General features: G+C 59.6%; 19 protein-coding genes and 1 tRNA gene. 13 read left to right on the top strand and 7 right to left on the bottom strand.

What is annotated here, in order from left to right:
- Positions 1–3 precede the first annotated feature (3 nt).
- Together modB and modC are read left to right on the top strand one after the other, a co-directional pair.
- On the top strand, positions 4–675 hold the full coding sequence (modB, locus tag ABDX79_RS02400; RefSeq protein WP_346218648.1) for a molybdate ABC transporter permease subunit: 672 nt from the start codon (positions 4–6) through the stop codon (positions 673–675).
- Entirely contained in the window at positions 672–1,784 is a 1,113-nt protein-coding gene (modC, locus tag ABDX79_RS02395) for a molybdenum ABC transporter ATP-binding protein (protein WP_346218647.1), read from the top strand. Before modB ends, modC begins: the two co-directional genes overlap by 4 nt.
- A gap of 17 nt (positions 1,785–1,801) precedes the next feature.
- On the opposite strand, the gene ABDX79_RS02390 is transcribed toward modC, so the two are convergent.
- Positions 1,802–2,629 (bottom strand): hypothetical protein, encoded by an 828-nt coding sequence (locus ABDX79_RS02390; protein ID WP_346218646.1) that lies wholly within the window; start codon positions 2,627–2,629, stop codon positions 1,802–1,804.
- A gap of 246 nt (positions 2,630–2,875) precedes the next feature.
- Between ABDX79_RS02390 and ABDX79_RS02385 the strand changes: the two genes are divergently transcribed.
- Entirely contained in the window at positions 2,876–4,777 is a 1,902-nt protein-coding gene (locus tag ABDX79_RS02385; RefSeq protein WP_346218645.1) for a propionyl-CoA synthetase, read from the top strand.
- Positions 4,778–4,783: 6 nt separating this feature from the next.
- On the opposite strand, the gene ABDX79_RS02380 is transcribed toward ABDX79_RS02385, so the two are convergent.
- Complete coding sequence (locus ABDX79_RS02380) at positions 4,784–5,386, bottom strand: histidine phosphatase family protein (RefSeq protein WP_346218644.1); 603 nt, start codon at positions 5,384–5,386, stop codon at positions 4,784–4,786.
- A 222-nt stretch (positions 5,387–5,608) separates the two neighbouring features.
- On the opposite strand from ABDX79_RS02380, the gene argB reads away from it, so the two are divergent.
- Positions 5,609–6,511 carry an acetylglutamate kinase gene (argB, locus tag ABDX79_RS02375; protein ID WP_346218887.1) on the top strand — a complete coding sequence of 301 codons (903 nt, stop codon included), beginning with the start codon at positions 5,609–5,611 and terminating at the stop codon, positions 6,509–6,511.
- A gap of 15 nt (positions 6,512–6,526) precedes the next feature.
- Here the strand turns inward: argB and ABDX79_RS02370 are convergent, their stop codons facing one another.
- Entirely contained in the window at positions 6,527–7,420 is an 894-nt protein-coding gene (locus ABDX79_RS02370) for a DMT family transporter (protein WP_346218643.1), read from the bottom strand.
- A 65-nt stretch (positions 7,421–7,485) separates the two neighbouring features.
- Here ABDX79_RS02370 and ABDX79_RS02365 point away from each other — a divergent pair, with 65 nt between their 5' ends.
- Complete coding sequence (locus tag ABDX79_RS02365) at positions 7,486–8,205, top strand: pyrimidine 5'-nucleotidase (RefSeq protein ID WP_346218642.1); 720 nt, start codon at positions 7,486–7,488, stop codon at positions 8,203–8,205.
- A gap of 67 nt (positions 8,206–8,272) precedes the next feature.
- Here ABDX79_RS02365 and ABDX79_RS02360 read toward each other — a convergent pair whose 3' ends face one another.
- The 4 genes from ABDX79_RS02360 to ABDX79_RS02345 all read right to left on the bottom strand — a co-directional run bounded on the left by ABDX79_RS02360 (position 8,273) and on the right by ABDX79_RS02345 (position 12,269).
- Positions 8,273–8,590: a hypothetical protein gene (locus ABDX79_RS02360; RefSeq protein ID WP_346218641.1), complete on the bottom strand. Its 318-nt coding sequence runs from the start codon at positions 8,588–8,590 to the stop codon at positions 8,273–8,275.
- A 189-nt stretch (positions 8,591–8,779) separates the two neighbouring features.
- Positions 8,780–10,237, bottom strand: a complete 1,458-nt coding sequence (locus ABDX79_RS02355; protein ID WP_346218640.1) for a serine protease — start codon at positions 10,235–10,237, stop codon at positions 8,780–8,782.
- 271 nt (positions 10,238–10,508) lie between these two features.
- On the bottom strand, positions 10,509–11,669 hold the full coding sequence (locus ABDX79_RS02350; RefSeq protein ID WP_346218639.1) for a DNA recombination protein RmuC: 1,161 nt from the start codon (positions 11,667–11,669) through the stop codon (positions 10,509–10,511).
- A gap of 192 nt (positions 11,670–11,861) precedes the next feature.
- A complete protein-coding gene (locus ABDX79_RS02345; protein WP_346218638.1) occupies positions 11,862–12,269 on the bottom strand; it encodes an MAPEG family protein in 408 nt (135 codons plus the stop codon).
- Positions 12,270–12,503: 234 nt separating this feature from the next.
- On the opposite strand from ABDX79_RS02345, the gene ABDX79_RS02340 reads away from it, so the two are divergent.
- From ABDX79_RS02340 to ABDX79_RS02305, 8 genes are all read left to right on the top strand, one after another.
- Positions 12,504–13,079, top strand: coding sequence for an NnrU family protein (locus tag ABDX79_RS02340; protein ID WP_346218637.1), 576 nt, complete (start codon positions 12,504–12,506; stop codon positions 13,077–13,079).
- A gap of 107 nt (positions 13,080–13,186) precedes the next feature.
- Positions 13,187–14,230 carry a tetratricopeptide repeat protein gene (locus tag ABDX79_RS02335; protein ID WP_346218636.1) on the top strand — a complete coding sequence of 348 codons (1,044 nt, stop codon included), beginning with the start codon at positions 13,187–13,189 and terminating at the stop codon, positions 14,228–14,230.
- Between the two features lie 46 nt (positions 14,231–14,276).
- Positions 14,277–15,689, top strand: coding sequence for a ribosome biogenesis GTPase Der (gene der / locus ABDX79_RS02330; RefSeq protein ID WP_346218635.1), 1,413 nt, complete (start codon positions 14,277–14,279; stop codon positions 15,687–15,689).
- A 146-nt stretch (positions 15,690–15,835) separates the two neighbouring features.
- The gene (locus tag ABDX79_RS02325) at positions 15,836–16,963 is read left to right on the top strand and encodes a cell wall hydrolase (protein WP_346218634.1); all 1,128 of its coding nucleotides are present in this window, start codon (positions 15,836–15,838) and stop codon (positions 16,961–16,963) included.
- Positions 16,964–17,365: 402 nt separating this feature from the next.
- Positions 17,366–18,004, top strand: a complete 639-nt coding sequence (locus tag ABDX79_RS02320; protein ID WP_346218633.1) for a 2-dehydro-3-deoxy-phosphogluconate aldolase — start codon at positions 17,366–17,368, stop codon at positions 18,002–18,004.
- A 72-nt stretch (positions 18,005–18,076) separates the two neighbouring features.
- Positions 18,077–18,151, top strand: a tRNA-Gly gene (locus ABDX79_RS02315).
- 188 nt (positions 18,152–18,339) lie between these two features.
- Complete coding sequence (locus ABDX79_RS02310) at positions 18,340–18,702, top strand: hypothetical protein (protein ID WP_346218632.1); 363 nt, start codon at positions 18,340–18,342, stop codon at positions 18,700–18,702.
- A 405-nt stretch (positions 18,703–19,107) separates the two neighbouring features.
- Positions 19,108–19,461 (top strand): helix-turn-helix domain-containing protein, encoded by a 354-nt coding sequence (locus ABDX79_RS02305; protein ID WP_346218631.1) that lies wholly within the window; start codon positions 19,108–19,110, stop codon positions 19,459–19,461.
- Positions 19,462–19,540 lie beyond the last annotated feature (79 nt).

The raw sequence follows: 19,540 nt of genomic DNA, 5'->3' as shown, positions 1-19,540 counted from the left end.
GCTATGACCCTGACACCGGCGCTACTCGACCCGATCCTGCTGACGTTGAAGCTTGCCGGAGCGACGACGCTGATCCTTCTCGTTCTCGGAACGCCGCTGGCCTGGTGGCTGGCGCGCTCACGAAACCGCTTCAAGGAGGTGGTCGGAACGCTGGTCGCCCTGCCACTCGTGCTGCCGCCGACGGTTCTCGGATTCTACCTGCTAATCGCTCTCGGCCCGGATGGGCTCGGCGGTCTATTCGGCGTTCGCAGCTTCGCCTTTTCCTTCGAAGGCCTCGTATTCGGCTCCGTGATCTATTCTCTGCCCTTCGTTGTGCAGCCCATTCGAAATGCGTTCGAGGCGATTGGCGATCGCCCCTTCGAGGTTGCGGCGACTCTAAGGGCCTCGCCCCTCGACCGATTTGTTTCGATTGCTCTCCCGCTCGCAATTCCGGGTTTCCTGACAGGCGCCGTTCTCGGATTTGCCCATACCGTCGGCGAATTCGGTGTCGTCCTGATGATCGGCGGCAATATACCCGGTGAGACGCGGGTTCTTTCGGTTGCGATCTACGATTTCGTGGAGACACTGAACTTCGAAGCGGCGCATATCCTCTCGGCCGGACTTCTGGTCTTCGCCTTTGTCATCGTGCTCTCGGTCACATTGATCACCCGTCACCTCGGTGGCGCACGATCATGAGCCACAACCATCACCCGGTCGAGGTCGCGCTGAAGGGCCGGCTTGGAGATTTCTCGCTGGATGTCGCCTTCGAGGCGGCCGGGACCGGCGTGACCGCCATCTTCGGGCGCTCGGGCTCCGGAAAGACCAGCGTTCTGCGCGCGATCGCGGGTCTCGAACGCTTCGAGGGTCGCATCGTCGTCGGCGCCGACATCTGGCAGGACGAAAAGACGTTTCGGCCGCCGCACAAGCGCGCGGCCGGCTACGTTTTTCAGGAAGCGAGCCTCTTTCCGCACCTCTCGGTCCGCAAGAATCTTGCCTTCGGAGCGCGGCGAACGAGCGCCGGGCTGGACGATGCAGGCTTTGACCAAGTTGTCGCCCTTCTTGGTCTTGAACCGCTGCTTCATCGTGATACGGCAAAGCTGTCGGGCGGCGAGCGCCAGCGGGTGGCCATGGGCAGAGCAATTTTGTCCCAACCGAAAATCCTTCTGATGGATGAGCCTCTATCCGGTCTCGATCAGGAAGCGAAAAACGCGATCCTTCCCTTTGTCGAAGCGCTGCACGCAAGCCTCGGCATACCGGTTCTCTTCGTCAGCCACGACATGACCGAGGTTGAGCGACTGGCAGATGATATCATTGTACTGGAGCGCGGCCGGATCGCGCGCGCCGGCCCCTTGAGAGAGGTGCTCGTCGACCGCGACTTCGGCTTCGCGACAGACCGCGATGCGGCCGCGATCCTCAGCGCCGCGGTTACGTCCTATGACAAGGAGGACGGCATCGCGGAGCTCGATCTCGGAGGGCAAACGGTCTTTGTCGCGCTGGAAGAAGCACCGGTCATCGGAACGCGCCGCCGCCTGCGCATCGAGGCAAGCGATGTCAGCCTGACTCGCGACCGGACGGCCGCATCGACCATCCTCAATCGCCTGGACGTGACTATTCGAGGCATCGAGAATTCCGGGCGCGCGCATGTCGCAATTTTGCTGGCACTCGGCGACGGAAAGACGTCTGCCTTCGTTGCCAGCGTCAGCAAACGGTCAGCCTCTCGTATGGATCTGAAAACGGGAGAGCGGCTCACCGCGCAGATCAAATCGGTTTCGCTCGCGACGAGCCTTCGACGGTCCAAAATCTGAACCGTCGCGATGCCGCATCAGAACCGATACCAGACCGCAGAGAAGGCACCGCGTTCTTTGAGCGCGTTATGGCCGAGCACCGTCGCAAAACCACCAGCCTGAACCGACCACCGCTCCGACAGATCGTAGACCACGGAGCCCTGTGCCTTCTGATAGCCGTAAGATACCTCATCGCTCGCTGCGGAGAAGGTTGCAAAGCTCTGGGCGAGGAGCGTGGTCTTCTCGAAGATGCGATAGCCGAGCGTCGTATCGATCACCATTTCGTCGGGTCCCTCACCCATCCGATAGCGGTAGCCCACCGATACATCGGAAAAGCCCGGCTTGCCCCAGATCATGAAGTTCGCCCCGCCCGACCACCGCGCTTCCAGAAGCGGCGCGTCCCAGCCGTAGGTGTCGACAAACGTATCCGCTTCGCCATAGGCATCTTCGGTCAACACGCCGATCTCCGCACTCATCGCGTAGGTATCTGAGCGGTAAAGCTGCGTTCGAACGCCAAGCGAAGCCCGCGAAAGGCCTGGGCGCTTGTAGGGAAGATTATCGCTGGTCTCAGACGTAAATTCGAGCCCTGCGGTCACCGTCAACCAGCTGAACAGGCCGTAGTCGACGAGCAGAGATCCTGCGCCTTTCTGAAAGTCGGCCGGCTCGGTCTCGTCGTATCGCTCAGCGAATGCCTCGTCTGCCGAAGAAAAGAGACCGGTGACAATGGCTTGCCCGTCGCCTTCGTCCTGCAACCAGGCTGCTGCCTGAGTTGAGACGGGAAGCTGAACGACGAGAAACGTGATGGCGGAGATGATGGCGTCGAAACCGCATCGAGACCTGATCGATCGAATTTGTATTACCGCCATGCTGACCCTCCACGCCGGGTTTCAATCCGTTTCGACCCCACAACCAGGCAAATGCTACTGTGAACACTTAAACGCTTCCTCTACGGCCATGCGCGGCCTTTACGCGGCACCTTTGAAACGTTTGCACAATGCTCTCGTAACAAGGTTCTGGTTTTCGCGCTCAATGGGAGCGCTATTGTCTCTCCGACGCGTTTGTATGCCGGTTGCGGCATCCGCCTTCGGAACCGGTTTGGGAGGACCATCTGAATGACCAGAGCTTACAGAGACATCTTCGAGCGCTCTCGCAGCGATCCCGACGGCTTCTGGCTCGAGCAGGCCGAGGCGATCGATTGGTTCGAGAAACCGACCATCGCCTTCGACGAGACGCTCGGCGTCTACGGTCGGTGGTTTCCCGATGGTGTTTGCAACACCTGCCATAATGCTCTCGACCGCCACGTTGAGGCGGGAAATGGCGAGCGGACAGCTGTGATCTACGATTCACCCGTGACCGGCGTGAAGCAGAAGATCAGCTATTTTCAGCTCCTGCGCGACGTGAAAGCGCTGGCGGCGGCCATGAGCGATCTCGGCGTCGAGAAAGGTGACCGCGTCGTCGTCTATATGCCGATGATCCCCGAAACGCTCACCTCCATGCTGGCCTGCGCGCGGATCGGTGCGATCCATTCGGTCGTCTTCGGCGGATTCGCGGCAAGCGAGCTTGCCAAGCGCATCGACGACGCCAAGCCGAAGCTGATCCTGTCGGCCTCCTGTGGCATCGAGCCGACGCGGAAGGTCGAATACAAACCGCTGATGGACAAGGCGATCGACCTCGCAAGCTCAAAACCCGAAGCGACGATCATCCTCCAGCGCGCGGAACTGACCTGCGATCTCGTTGATGGTCGAGACTATGACTGGGCCTCGCTTCGCGATCGATACCACGCAGAAATCGATGGCGGGCGCGAGGTGCCTTGCGAGCGCATGAAAGCGACCGATCCGCTCTACATTCTCTACACGTCCGGCACGACGGGAAAGCCGAAGGGCGTCGTGCGCGACAATGGTGGCCATATGGTCGCCCTGAAATGGTCCATGGGCGCGATCTACGGCATCGACGAAGGCGACGTCTTCTTCACGGCCTCCGATTTCGGCTGGATAGTCGGGCATTCTTACATCTGTTACGCACCACTGCTGAAAGGTGCGACGACGATCGTGTTCGAGGGCAAACCCGTCGGAACGCCCGATGCCGGCACCTTTTGGCGCATCATCTCAGAACACGGCGCCAAGACGCTTTTCACCGCCCCGACGGCCATTCGCGGCGTACGCAAGGAAGACCCGGACGGCGTCCTCATCGGTCGGTATGATCTGTCGAAATTCGAAGCGCTCTATCTAGCTGGGGAGCGCGCCGATCCGGAAACCGTGAAATGGGCGGAAGACAAGCTCGGCCGACCAGTCATCGACCACTGGTGGCAGACCGAGACCAGCTGGACGATCGCTGGCAATCCACGCGGTGTTGAACTTCTGCCAATCAAGCGTGGCAGTCCCAGCGTCGCGATGCCGGGATACGACCTCGTGATCCTCGACGAATCAGCCAATGAAGTGCCTCGCGGCGAAATGGGCGCGATCGCGATCAAACTGCCCCTGGCGCCCGGCAACCTTCCGACGCTCTGGAATGCGGACGACCGCTTCAAGGAGAGCTATCTCGCCGAGTTCCCCGGATACTATTCCACCGCCGATGCCGGATACATGGATGAGGATGGCTACCTCTTCGTCATGGGCCGGACGGACGACGTCATCAATGTCGCCGGCCATCGCCTGTCGACCGGCGAGATGGAGGAGGTCGTCGCGAGCCATCCTGCCGTGGTGGAATGCGCGGTTATCGGTATGGAAGACGAGCTGAAAGGCCAGGTTCCCTGCGGCTTCGTCGTCCTGAAGGAGACCGACCAGGCAACGAAGGACAGTCTCGAAGCGGACGTCATCAAGCGGGTGCGCGACGAGATCGGGCCGGTCGCAGCCTTCAAGCGCGTGATCATCGTCGACAAACTGCCGAAGACACGGTCCGGCAAGGTGCTGCGGCGGACCATGAAGGCCATCGTCGATCGAAGCGCTTTCGATATACCGGCGACCATCGAAGACGCCTCGGCGATCGACGGTATCGAAAACGCCGTCCGCCAGTAGCCGCGTTCAGGGCTCGATCGAACCCCGTGTTTCGATCGAGCCATCCTCTTCGGTGGCAACGAGAATGATTTCACCGGAAGCGGGGAAAATGTCGGTCAGCGCGGTGATATTCACCTGGTGGGTCACCAGCACGGCCTTGCGTCCGGTCTCCACGAGTTGCCGTATGCGCTCGCGCGCGGCCTCGGTCTGGGCTTCGCTGGCCGCGCGGTTTTGGAAGAACGAATTGAGAAACGGTGCATCTTCGACCGGAGCGACACCTAAAAGTTCCGCGGTTTCGCGGCAGCGGCACCACTGGCTGGTGAGGACGACGTCGACCTCGATACCCACATCGCGGATACGCTGGCCTATCGCCCTTGCCTGACTACGGCCTTCGTCGGAGAGATTTCGCTGGGTCGAGCAGTCGCCGATTTCGAAATCGGCGGGATCACCAGTTCCGGGCGCGATCGCATGGCGCATGAGAAGCTGCACCCCGTCTTCTTTTGCCGCTTCGAGATCAGCTTCCTGCGCAAATGCTGCTGGCGCCAGCATGGCGGCAGCGAACGCGAACGTCGCGGCCATCGTCATCATGGCTGCAGCGCCGGAACGAATAATCCCGTTTTCGTTTATCATCTTCGGCTCCCTGTCTTTCGATCATGTCAGGCAACTGGTGCAGCGAGCCCGGGGAGCCAGCGCGGCGTTCCGTCCCGCGTTTTTGTTTGATGACGTCGGCTCTTCTTTCGCGACGGGTTCAGTCGGTCCCTTTTTCCCGCTAGAACCACGCCGGAACCAAGGTGGGCCGCTCGTGTGATGGACTCGCGATCAAGGCCCGGCAATGACGAACGAGAGACGATGATGAGCGATAACCCTTCCGCCATGTACAATGCCGAAACCCAGGCTCGTCTCCTATCGGAAGCCCTGCCTTATATGCAGGCTTACGAGAATAAGAACGTCGTCGTGAAGTATGGCGGTCACGCCATGGGAGATACGGCACTCGGCCGGGCCTTTGCCCGCGATATCGCGCTACTCAAACAATCCGGCGTCAACCCCATCGTCGTGCACGGCGGCGGCCCCCAGATCGGCCGCATGCTGAGCCAGATGGGCATCGAGTCGCGCTTCGAAGGGGGACTTCGGGTGACCGATGCCGAGACCGTTCGGATCGTCGAAATGGTTCTGGCCGGTTCGATCAACAAGGAAATCGTTGCGATGATCAACGCCGAGGGCGAATGGGCCATCGGCCTGTGCGGCAAGGACGGTAATCTGGTCTTCGCCGAGAAGGCGACAAAGACGGTTGTGGACCCGGACTCAAACATCGAGAGGGTTCTCGATCTCGGTTTTGTCGGCGAACCTGTGGAGGTCGACCGCACCCTGCTCGATCTTCTCGCGCGCTCGGAAATGATCCCCGTCATCGCGCCGGTCGCACCCGGCCGGGATGGGGCGACCTACAATATCAACGCCGATACGTTTGCCGGTGCCATCGCCGGCTCACTCAGCGCGTCGCGTCTTCTCTTCCTGACCGACGTACCCGGCGTTCTCGATGACAAGGGTCAGCTCATCAAGGAATTGAGCGTAAGCGAAGCCAAGGGGCTGATCCGCAACGGGACGATTTCGGGCGGCATGATCCCGAAGGTGGAAACCTGCATCGATGCGCTGGACAAGGGTGTCGAGGGCGTCGTCATCCTCAACGGAAAGACGCGTCATGCGGTGCTTCTGGAACTCCTGACCGAACATGGCGCCGGAACGCTCATTGTTCCGTAAGACGCTTTAAGCGTCTCAGCCGAACTGGATGAGCAGCAGAACCGAGAGGAGCACGAGCCCGCAGCCCATAAGCTCGGTTCGTGAGATGGTTTCCCGGAACCACCACAGGGATGCAGCATAGGCGAAGAGGAGTTCGCTCTGACCAACCGTCTTGACCAGCGCCACCGGCTGCATCGCCATCGCGGTGAACCAGCCGATGGAAGCGGCGGCCCCGCAAAAACCGGCCAGGAGGGAAACCCGCCAATTTCTTGCGATGGCACCAATTGTGTGGCGTTCAAAGGCCAGCATGAACCCTGTCATGAGGACGGTCTGCAGAGAGATGACGCAGACCAGCGTCATCGCGGCCGACACGACCAGCTCGGCGTTTTCAAGCGCGAGTGCGGCACCGCGCACACCGATGGCGGAAAACGCGAAGCCGACACCCGAAGAAAGACCGATCACGGCTGAGGGCATGGCCGAGGGCTTGATGATCTGGCGGATGCTTCCGGTTCCGCCGAACGAAAGCAAAAGAACGCCTGCAAGTCCGATGACGATCGCCCATATTCCGACCGTACTCAACCTATCCCCGATAATGAGAAAGCCGAAAAGCGCAGCGATGATCGGCTCGGTCTTAGAATAGACGGTTGCCGCCATGAAATTGCGATAGGAAAAGGCGAGCACCAGAAGCGCCGTCCCTGCTATCTGGGCGATTGCCGCAAAGACCACATATCCAGCAAAGACGATATTGGCGGCGGGCGTCTTGAATCCGAAGCTTTCCAGCATCAAGAGATAGATCAACGCGAAGGGCAGACCAAAGCCGAAGCGGACGAAGGTTGCTCCCGTCGTCGAAAGCTGCGCCTTCAGTCGCTTTTGCAGAGCGGATCGAAGATTTTGGAAGAATGCCGCGGCGACGGTGATTTCGATCCACATTATGAACCTTTCCGTGCGACCCTAAACACTCAGGGTCCGACGACATCCAACCAGCGACAGGACGAATGAATACAAGCACCCACACGGCCGTCACCGCCGAAGCAGACAGAACCACGTTTGCAGATGTTCGCGACTGGATTTTCGATCTCGACAACACTTTGTATCCGCGCCACTCGGATCTCTTCTCGCAGATAGATCAGCGGATGACGACCTATATCGCCGATTTGATGAGCTTGCCGAGGGATGAAGCAAGGACCATCCAGAAGGACCTCTACAGACGCCATGGCACGACATTGCGCGGACTCATGGCCGAGCGGGAGATCGACCCGGATGCTTTTCTAAGCTTCGTCCATGACATCGACTATTCTTGGCTCGAGCCCAATCCGCATCTCGGCGAAGCGATCGCCGCCCTGCCCGGCCGCAAGTTCATCTTTACAAATGGCGATCGGGGCCATGCGGAACGGGCTGCCAAGCAACTCGGCGTCCTCGATCATTTCGAGGACATCTTCGATATCGTCGCCTCGGACCTTGTGCCGAAACCCGCCGCCGAAACTTACGACAAGTTTGTCGGTCTCCATGACATCGAGGTCGAGCACGCGGCGATGTTCGAAGATCTCGCAAAGAACCTCACCGTGCCGAAAATGCTTGGGATGAAGACAATTCTGGTCGTCCCGCGCAATTTCGAGACGACCTTCGGCGATTATTGGGAGCACGAGGGCCGGGACGGCAGTCACATCGACTTCGTGACCGACGATCTCACCGCGTTTTTGCAGAAGATTCTCTGAGCGTCGGCGATATCCTGAGGCGCAGCGCGCCTACCGAGCCAGCGCTCGCGGTGCTGGATCGGGGTCGTCAGAGGCGGGAGCGACCCCGACTTGCCATACCTTCCTCCCTGTCGTCGGCATCGTCAGCATGGCTGGCGGCGGTCTTTTCTTCTCCGTCGCCGGGGCCGTCGTTATTGCCGTGCCTGTTTTCCTCGAAGATCGCGGTCTGCTGTTCGGATTGATAAGTTGCCGTGCCGGCCTTGGAGGCTTCGCGGTCCTTGCGGCTTTCAGAATCAGCATCGCTACGCGCTATGGCACTGCGCGTTTCGTCTTCGGAGAGATGCTCGGGCGTATCCTTGTCCTGCTGCGAACGCATCATTTTGGGTTCTGTGCTGAGGTCGGGCATTGCTCGCTTCCTGATAAGGTTGAACGTTCTTACGTTGGAAACACGAAGGGGCGGCCGCCTGTTCCCTTTTAACATGCCTGTGCCACCGAGGCTCTGCTGCCACCGAGGCTCTGCATTTCACTGGCACGACAAAGAGCCGCACGAGATATCTCGCGCGGCTCTACCAGTCATGCCATGTCGTGAAGACGGTTATTCGTCGAGGCAAAGAACCGGAAAAATCGCATCCTTCACCTCGGCAACAGCATCCGGAACGCTCTGTAAGGATGCGCCGGCATCCGCAGCCTCGTACTTCACCGCGTTAGCATCGAGGAATTTCGAGACGGCGTTCGGCTCGATCGCAAAGTTGATCGACTGCGGGATGTCGCCGGTCGCATCAGCCACGGCGACCGCATTGAGTTTAGCGGTGACGACGCCAACCACACGGCCCGCCAGATCGATCAGCGGCCCACCGGAGTTACCCGGCTGAACCGGCGCTGAGATCTGCATGTAGCGCGGATCATTCATCAGCCCGAGCAGCGAGGAGACGTTGCCGCGGGTCACATTGAGCGAGTCGGCGAGGATCGAGCGGAGCGGGAACCCGAGGGCAAGAATGTCTTCGCCGAGGCGCGGTTTGTCGGCTGACACCTTGAGGGTCTTTTCGAAACGTCCGTCGACCTTGACGAGCGCGAGATCGTTTTCGCTATCGATCATCCGATCGATGATGCGCCCCTTGCCGCTGACGAGAACCGCGTTGCATGCGTTCACCACATGGGCGTTCGTCAGAATCCAGCCGTCCTTCGACACCGCAAAGCCGGAACCCGCCATATCGAAATCGACATCATCCGGGTTGCGCTCGGAGAACGCCGCCGAGCCTTCCGCAGGCGGCATCGCGAACATGTTGGGCTGGGACGGATCGGCATATGCGAGCGCATAGCGACCATCACGCGGCTCACTTGCGGCGCGGTGACGCTCGACCATCGCGCTGAAGGGGCGATCCTCGCGGCTTGCGAGAAGCGGCTGGCGGGGCTCGAGTGCGAAGGGCTCGAAAAGCTCCGAGGCAACGGTGAGGAAGGGTTTGACCTCGTCATCGATCGCAGGATCGAAGGACACGGAAAAACCGCGGAGATCGAATTTGCTCTTCGAACCGACCTCGAAACGCATGAGGTAGTGACGGCCGGCGTCCACACCGGAAACGCGGAACCAGTTTGGGGTGAATTCGGAGTCTGAAACGCTGCGCGTGTCCGTCTCGGTCATCAGGACATCGTAAAGACCTTTCAAGGTCTGGCCCGTATCGGCAACGCGAACCGTCTCCACTTCCAGGCGGCCGTCCTCCGAGCGCCAGAGGTTACCAACGTCGGTCGCACCGGAGTCGACAACACGGTTGAACGGGATCAGCATCCGCGCGCCCGTCAGCGCGTCGTCAGCAAACGCAACGCCGAGGCGGTTCTGGACCGAATCGGACTTGTTGACGAGCTGGACAAGCATGTCGTCGGAGATGACGCCGTTCGGTTCCATGCCGTGACGGGCCTGGAAATCGCGAATGGCACGCAAGGAGCGAGGACCAATGATGCCGTCGAAGGAGCCCTGATAGTCTCCGGTCCAGGCAAGACGGATCTGCAGACCTTGGCGGAAATCGACATCGGTCTGGGAATTGTATGCTTCCGCCAAGCCGATGGCGTGTGCAGGGGCCGTGAGTACGACAGCTGGCGCTAGGGCCAAGCTGATCGCCGTCAACAGTGTCCGCGCTGCGCGTCGCATTTTAAATCCCCCTCAGGATCGGATAGTTGGCGTAGCAACGTCGGACAGCGCCATTTCGATCCCGGAAAAATTAACCTCCCGGTAAGGATAAGCTGCTTTTCTGGGGAATAATAGCTGTCGATACCCCGAGTATGCGCCTGTTTCCGCTATTTGTTCGGCTTCCATCACAAAACTGTGATGTTTACTCCGCGGCATCCTTCCTTTGGGTCGCCTCGTCATGAAGCGGCAAGTCGCCGATCCGATCGACCCGCCGCACGATTTTTTCGGTCGAAACCAGAATCTGGTCGATATCCCTCGCCGAGCGGCCGAAATGGGTCTTGAGGGCGCTGACCCGCTCCTCCAGCCGCGCGATATCTTCTGCGAGAAACTGCGTCTCTTTCTGAATGCGCCCAGCTTCCTCGCGCACGCGGGCATCTTTCAGAAGGTTCTGAATAACCTGAACCGACAACATCAGCAGTGTCGGTGAGACGATGACAACCCTCGCCCGGAACGCTTTCTGCACGATGTCCGGGAAGCGCTCGCCCAACAGCGCGAACACGGTCTCGGACGGCACGAACATCAAGGCGGTGTCGAGCGTTTCGTTCGGGATCAGATATTTGGCGGAGATCGCGCGGATATGAACATCCATATCGCGACGCATTCGGCTCATGGCAAACTGCTTGGCCTCGGGCGTCTCGGCGGCGCTTAGTGCGGCGTATGCGTCGAGCGGAAACTTTGCGTCGATGACAAGCGGCGGCGCACCGTTCGGCATTTCGATCAGGCAGTCTGGCCGCTTGCCGTTGGATAGCGTCGCCTGCATGCGGTAGCCGTTTGCCGGCAGCGCATCCGCCACGATGGTCTGCATCCTTAGTTCGCCAAACGCACCGCGGCTTTGCTTGTCGCCCAGTATGTCCTGAAGTTTCGCAATGCCGCTGGCGAGCTGGCCGATCCGGTTCTGCGCATCGTCGATGACCGCGAGACGCTCACCAAGGGCCGACAGCGAGTCATTGGTCTGGGAGCCCGTCGCCATGATGGAGCGCCCGACGGAATTCGTCAGCCCGTCGAGACGCCCGGCGAGTGTCGTGGTGAGTTCGGCCTGCCGCGCTCCCAGCACATCGGTCATTGTCTGCAGGCGGCCAGAAAGTTCGGATTGGGCACGCAGCATTGCATTGAGACCATCAGGACCGTGACCTGACGAATCTAGCGCCGCCCTGAACCAGCGAACCCTGCGCAGTGCTTTCGTCCATAGCAAGAAGAGAAGCGCCGCCAAGCCGGCAAAGACCAGCGAGATACCGCTCAAGGCGATCGGACCAACCGTGAAGTGGTCGGCAGCAAGCCACTGGATGATTTGATTCGCCTCCATGACCGGGAAGATAGCAGAGTTCGGTTAACAGAAGAGATCAAATCAGGAACGAATTTGCATCGAATGGCAAGTTTCGATGCCGAACGCTTCGCCGGTCACCCGCAGATGATCAAGGCGCTTCGACGGAAGTCGTTTATGCGGATTGTAACGCCCATCAGTGCGAACCGAGCGAGGCCGGTTTTCAGGCCTATCTCAAAATGACATGATTCCCATGAAGCATGCGGTTGCCGCCGAACCGAGCATGGCTGCCATCGACATGCCGAAACCGGCCATCCGCTGCCAGAGCGGCGCCTTCGCGATGGTGAAATGAAGAGCATGAAGGACGCGGCCGATCGTCAGCGAGAGACCGAGAACGTGGATGACCCAGGGCCATGCACCGAGCAGAGCTGCCAGCGTCAGAGCCAGCAAGGTCATCGGCATGATCTCGATGGCGTTGGCATGACCCCGCATGGCCTTGGCCAGATGATCGTTGCCGCCGTCACCGATCAGGATTTGATGGCGAATGCGGATGCGTCCGATAGCAAGAGAGATCCAGAACAGGATCGCGACGTTCAAGCCGCAATATATCGCCACCGCCCCAAGCGCTGTCTGGTCGGCCATCTGGGTTCCTCTCCAAAACGTGTTCGTTTCCTGACAGGGTCCACGTGCGAGTGAACCTCATGCGAATTCCGTGCTCGCCTACGCAGGCGACTAGGATTCGCCTGACGGACAATGGCCCGCCTCTGCGTCATCGCGGTGAGCTATAAACAGACTGCGGGAAATTGTCGCCGATCGATCGCGCAGTTCGGATGCGTGCTATTGTGCACGCGCTCACAGACTGGAAGGGACGCCCGAATGAGTTGGCTGATTGCAGGCCTCATCATCTTCATCGGCATGCATTCTATCCGCATCGTCGGAGAGGGGCCAAGACACGCGCTGATCAGTCGGATCGGGGAGATGCCCTACAAGGGTTCCTACGCTGTCATCTCGCTCGCCGGCCTGATCCTGATCGGTCAGGGGTACCCGGCGGCAAAGGCTGCAGGGGGCGTTCTCTATTTGCCGCAAGCGGGCTTGTCCCACCTCGCCCTCATCCTCGTTCCCATCGGTTTCGTGCTCGTGGCTGCTGCCTATGGACCGGCCGGCCATATCAAGCGCCTGTCCCGTCACCCGATGGTGCTGGGCGTCGGCTTCTGGGCAACGGGCCATCTTCTCGCAAACGGCATGGTCGCTGACGTGGTCCTCTTCGGCGCGTTCCTCGCCTGGGCTGTCCTCGACTACGTCGCGGCAGTCCGGCGAAATCCGCAGCCGGTCGCTTCTAAAGACGTTACGGTGACGGGCGACTTCATCGCAATCGTCGTCGGTCTCGTCGCGACGGCGATCTTCGTTATGGGGCTTCATAGATGGCTCTTCGGGGTTGCTCCCGTCGGATAAAGCCGCTCCGCTCTTCCTTGAGCCACAAAACTTGTTAGAAGACGCCTCGAAAAGCTGAAAACGCCTCGAACGGTGGCAATGCGGCATAACGATAAGAGCGTGAGGCGATGAGCGACGAGAGTTTCTTTCGCGAAGTAAGTGAGGAATTGCGCCAGGATCGAATAAAGTCGATCTGGACGCGCTTCGGCACGGTGATCATTTCGGTCATCGTGGCCATAATCCTGCTGACTGTCGCCTATGTCGGCTGGGAGCGCTATTCAATCGCTGAAGCGAATGCGAGCGGTGATCGCTATCTGGCGGCACAGGATCTCGTCGCCGCCGGCGACACCGACGCAGCGATCGAGGCGTTTCGCGCCATCGCAGCGGATGGCTGGGGTGCGTATCCCGACCTTGCTCGCATGTCGATCGCCAATGCCGAGGCTCAGGCCGGACGCATCGACCAAGCCATTGCCTCATATGGCGAAGTCGCTGCGGACGGCTCCATACCCTCTAGCATGCGGGAAATGGCCGACCTCAGGGCGGCCTATCTTCTGGTCGATCAGGGCAGCCTTACCGATGTTCGGGCACGGGCCGAGCGATTGACGGGCGACGACAACCCGCTGCGTTATGCAGCCCGCGATGCGATTGCCCTTGCAGCATGGAAGGCAGGCGAAACGGAAACCGCACGGGATCTCTACCAGTCGATCCTCGATGCCGGCGATGCGCCAGGCGGGATTTCACAGCGCGCTGGTCTGATCATCGGGCTTCTCAACGCGAACCAGCCCTCGCAGGAGCAGCCGGCTGCTGCGTCCGAGGAAACCGACACATCCGACGCTCAATCGGATACCACGGATTCCCCGCCCGTCGAAGAACAAGAGCCTGCCCCTCAATCTGGCACGCAGGACGCAAATGACGAGATCGGATCGGCGCCGGAAACGACGCCAGCACCCGCGAACGTGGAACCATCTACTTCTCAAAGCAGCGAGCCGGCACCAGCTGAAAGCCCAACCCCTCAGGATACGGACGCGGCCTCTGCCTCGACGAGGAGCGAGACCGGAGAGGGTCAGACATCCGGAAATGCCGTCAGTTCGGGGGCCGGCACAGCCGCAGATTCCGAAACCGTCATTCTGCCAGAGCCTCAGGCCGACCAGGGCACTGAAACCAACCAATAGCGAGCCAGTGCCCGACCTCAGGCGCATGGCAATCGGAGACAAAACCATGGTGTCGATCGCCATCATCGGGCGCCCCAATGTCGGGAAATCGACGCTCTTCAACCGCCTTGTCGGCAAACGCCTGGCGCTCGTAGACGATCAGCCGGGTGTGACCCGCGATCGGCGGCCGGGCGAAGCGCGATTGATGGACCTGTCTTTCGAGATCGTCGATACCGCCGGCCTCGAAAACGCCCATAGCGAGAGCCTTTCCGGCCGCATGCGGGAGCAGACAGAGGAAGCGATCCGCCTAGCCGACCTTTCGCTCTTCATGGTCGACGTGAAGACTGGCATTACGCCCGAGGATCAGGACTTCGCGGAAGTCGCGCGGCGTTCCGGCCGAAAGATCGTGCTCGTCGCGAACAAGGCCGAGGCGCGCGATTCCGACAGCGGCTATCTCGACGCCTACTCCCTTGGTCTCGGTGATCCCGTCGCCATTTCCGCCGAGCATGGCGAAGGCATGGGTGACCTGCGTGACGCGCTCGTCGAGGCCCTGGGCGTCGAAGCGTTCGACCGTGAGGCCAAGCACCCTGATGAGGCGATAACGGACGTCCCGGTTCCCGAGGATGACGACACGCCCCTGCCCTATGACGAAACGAAGCCACTGCGGATGGCGATCGTCGGCCGTCCGAACGCAGGAAAGTCCACCCTCATCAATCGCATTCTCGGCGAGGAGCGCCTGCTGACGGGCCCCGAAGCCGGCATTACGCGGGATTCGATCTCCGTGGACTGGGAGTGGCGGAACAGGCGCTTCAAGATTTTCGATACGGCCGGCCTGAGGCGAAAGGCGCGGGTTCAGGAGAAGCTGGAGAAGCTCTCGGTTGCCGATGCGCTGCGCGCGCTGAAATTTGCCGAGGTCGTCGTGATCGTCCTCGACGTGACGATCCCCTTCGAGAGACAGGATCTCACGATCGTCGATCTCATTGCGCGAGAAGGCCGCGCGCCTGTGATCGCCTTCAACAAATGGGATATCGCCGAGGATCGGCAGGAACTCGCCAAGGAGCTGCGCGAGAAGACGGAGCGCCTTTTGCCGCAGGTTCGCGGCATCCGCACCGTCATGATCTCCGGCGAAACCGGCGAAGGGCTCGACCGCCTGATGACGGCCGTCGTCGACACCCATCGCATCTGGAACGGTCGTGTTTCGACAGCCAAGCTCAATCAATGGCTTGAGAAAACCACAGCGCATCATCCGCCGCCGGCGGTTTCGGGTCGGCGTGTGTCGATAAAATTCATGACCCAGGTAAAGACCCGGCCACCGACCTTCATGTTGTCGACGACGAGGCCCGAGGCGATCGGCGCTTCCTATCAGCGCTATATAATCAATGGGTTACGGGATTCGTTCGACCTGAAGGGCGTGCCAATCCGGCTAGGTTTGCGCAAGCCTCACAACCCTTACGCCTCGAAAAAGAAACGCTCGTCCTGAAAATCGCCACGTTCTGTTAACCAAAGAACAAGATCACTGGGGGATGTTGGAAAACATCTGGTAAGGTGTAACCAGGAAGTTACGGGGGCGTAATGAATTTTGGGGGCGTGGAAGGCACGCGCAGTGTTCGGGGGAACGCTTCGCTTATGTCCAAGACCGCGATATTCGCAGTCGCTTCGGTTGCGGCACTACTGATTGCTCCGGCGACTGCCGGCCTGCAGGATGTGTCCGGGATCAAGGGTGGCACAACTTCGGGTTCCGGCTGGCAGGCGGTGCTCAACGATATTCCGGTCGACGCGGACACCGCGCTCACGATCGCAGCGGTGGCGTCTTCCGAAATCGGAGCGACGGTCAACGATCCGCTGAGGCTCGCTAAGGAAGCGATTGCTCAGGAGCTTGCTCTGATGAGTGATGGCGACCGGATCGAAGCGTCCGGCAAGACTGGCCGCGTCTTCGAAAAGTCGGTCCGTGACACCTATCTCGCGACAGTAGCGAAATCGGGTTCATTCGCCGATGAGCCCATTATGGGCTCGCGGGTATCCGGCGGCAATTCACGCATCCGCACTGCTTTCGCTCAGCCTTCACAAACCGCCGACGAAGCGACGCGCATTGCCGCGAACTATCGCCTGAGCGGTCCGCCGACAATCGAGCCTTCTCGGAACACCAACGACAATCTGCTGCTTGCCGCCCTACAGCCACGTCAGGGTCTCGCCCTTGGCTACGCAGCTTCTGGCGAAGAGAAGAACCGCGGCCGTGCGGCCTCGCTTTTCGAGAAGGTCCTGAAAGACCAGCCCGAAGCCTTCGTTCCGCCAATTGGCGAAGACGACCATGAGTGGGCTGCGAAAGTTCTACCGAAATCGTCCTTCACCGAGAAGGAACAAGCCTGCCTTGCCCGCGGCATCTATTTCGAAGCACGCGGCGAGAGCACGGATGGCCAGGCAGCCGTCGCGCAAGTGATGCTCAACCGCGTTCGCAACCCGTCATTCCCGGATACGATCTGTGGCGTCGTCTATCAGAACCAGCACTGGCGCAATCGCTGCCAGTTCTCTTTCGCCTGCGACGGCATCAAGGATCGTATCGCGGACAAGAAGTCCTACGCACGTGCCGAGAAGGTGGCTCATGATGTCACCTATGGCAAAACGTGGCTGACCGCAGTTGGTTCCTCAACCCATTATCACGCCAACTATGTCCATCCGCGCTGGGCCAACGCGATGGAAAAGGTCGATCGGATCGGCAAGCACATCTTCTACCGCACCTATAACGGCGGCTGGTAATACCGAGGGGCCTTTGAAACCGCCGGTTTCATAAGGCCGCCGAGAGCCCGAGCAGCGCCTGAGCCAATCGTCGGACGAGAATTAACCTGCGGGTCCACTCATTTGTCCGGCGATATAAAGCTGACTTCGAGCGAAAATATTGGACATCAATCATGACCGGCCGCGACCATCGCAGCCGGTCTTTTCATTTGTCCCGCGTCACACGCCGTTTCAAAGCTCTTTTGCGTCGAGCCTTGCCAGAGCGCCCGCAAGACGCGCATAAGCGACCGACAGCAGTTTCAAGCGGCAAGCGATGCCGCGCAACGCATCAGCAACCCTTTTGTATGCGTCGGGTAACGCACGCCAATTGCCGTGTTGGTTTGCCCGTCGCTGATAACGCCACACACAACCTTCGAGTGACCGATGCAGAAGACCGACCGCCTGCTCCCCATCCTGACCGGCCAGCCCGTGATCCCCGTCGTCGCCGTCGACAGTGTTGAGGAGGGAGTGAACCTCGCGCGCGCACTCGCGAAGGGGGGGCTGAAAGCGATTGAGGTCACACTCCGCACCGATGCGGCGCTGGAAGCGATCGAGGCAATTACCGTCGATGTGCCTGAGGCCATCTGCGGCGCCGGAACGATCCTGAAGCCAGCCGACTACGCCAATGCGGTCAAGGCTGGAGCCAAGTTTATCGTTTCGCCGGGAGCGACCGTCGAGCTGCTGGATACCGCCAAGAAGAGCGAGATTCCGTTTTTGCCCGGGTCTTCGACGCCGAGCGAGCTTCTTGCCATGATTCAGGAAGGCTATGGGGTTCTCAAGTTCTTCCCTGCGGAGCAAAGCGGCGGGATGGCCTATCTGAAATCGCTGGCGCCCGTTTTCCAGAACGTGAAGTTCTGTCCGACAGGCGGCGTCTCGCTTGAGAATGCGCCCGACTATCTGGCTTTGCCCAATGTGGTTTGCGTGGGTGGGTCCTGGGTTGCGCCAAAGACCCTGATCAAGGACGGCGCATGGGATGAAATTACCAGGATCGCACAAGAGGCGGCCCAACTCTCCGCCAGCTGACAGCACCGCGTGAGCTAACGGCGCAATCCCGCTTGACGCCCGCCGGGGGACGTATCATTGTCCCCGCTGTAGGCGGGCGTAGTTCAGCGGTAGAACGCAAGCTTCCCAAGCTTGATGTCGTGGGTTCGATCCCCATCGCCCGCTCCAGATTTTAGAGACAGCGGCGTCAGCGGGCTTAGTCTTACGGCAATATGATCGACGCTCAGAAAATCGCGTCGCGATCGAACCAACCTGCCCCCCAAACGAGCATCGGGGTGCAGCTGATATTCAGCTCCATCGCCTCGCGGTTTCGACGCGAACGGTCTCGGTTTGAAAAAATGGAGCCGCAAAGACGCATGACCGCTTTGGATGTCATCACGCGCACGAACAAATACTTACCGGGATATATAGATCTGGCTCTCTCTCACATCGCTCCGGTGACAGTGGCAATCATGGACAGCGCGCCTTGGTTTGAAAACCACATGCCTTGGTTTTATCGGCCGATCCGCGACAGCATGGAGAAGGCCAGAGCAGAGCGACAAGTCCGCAATGAAGAAGCCTTCTCATCTGCAGAGCAGGAACGATACCTTGTCATCAACCAGCAAATTCACGATCATCAAGAATATTACAAGCCTAGAAACGAACGTTTGGTAGGGGTCGCACTGTATCAGATATGGAAAACTTTTAACATTTGTGACAAACCTCAATCTATCGAGTGAGCCATACTCGCTTATGCCAACTAAATTCTGAATTTGATACATTTTTTTGCGAGAACTCAAAGGCGCCGTTCATCGCAGAAATTTGGATTTAAGCATCCATGCCCATCGGAAGCCGTAATTCTCTGGAAAATATGGTGTGTTTCAAGTGCTATCTTGTTGCGCGGCGTGATTTCAGGGATTAAATGGAGCTAAGCCGCTTTACGTTGTCGTAAGCGTTACTATGACGGCAAGCGGTTTCGGGCGATCGGGCAGACTGCCCCTCTTATGAGGTGGGCTGATCGTGCTACTCCGAAACGACTAAAAGTGTTATGACGTCATCTTAAGGGATGCCTCAGTCCAGTCGGCAGAGGGACGCTCGCTGTCACAAGTCAAACCGACAGGCTGCACTTAACGAAGGATAAGAAAATGTACGACACGAAAGCGGCTTCTCATATCGACAAGAGCGTTGGAGCCAAGATCAAACTCGGCCGCCTTATGGCAGGCCTTTCCCGCGAGAAGCTGGGCGTTCAACTGGGCATCAGCTGGCAACAGATCCAGAAATACGAATCCGGCGCCAACCGCGTTTCCGCTGGCCGTCTGCACCAGATCGCGCACATTCTCGGGCGCGAGATCCAGTGGTTCTTCGATGAAGCGGACAACGAGCCGAGCGACATTGGGCCAAGCCCGCGCGACATCGGCATGGCGCGCAAGTTCAACAAACTGGCGTCCGACCGCAAGAAGGCCCTGGAAGCGCTGATCGACGAGATGGCTCGCCCGTGATCAACCTTTCATGAAATGCGTGCCGACCCGGTGAATTCTCCCGATACGAATCACGCATGAATGAAATTGCCGATAAATT

The organism is Fulvimarina fulva (assembly GCF_039652615.1).
Lineage (GTDB): Bacteria > Pseudomonadota > Alphaproteobacteria > Rhizobiales > Rhizobiaceae > Fulvimarina.
This window is presented reverse-complemented; position numbering and strand designations above follow the sequence as displayed.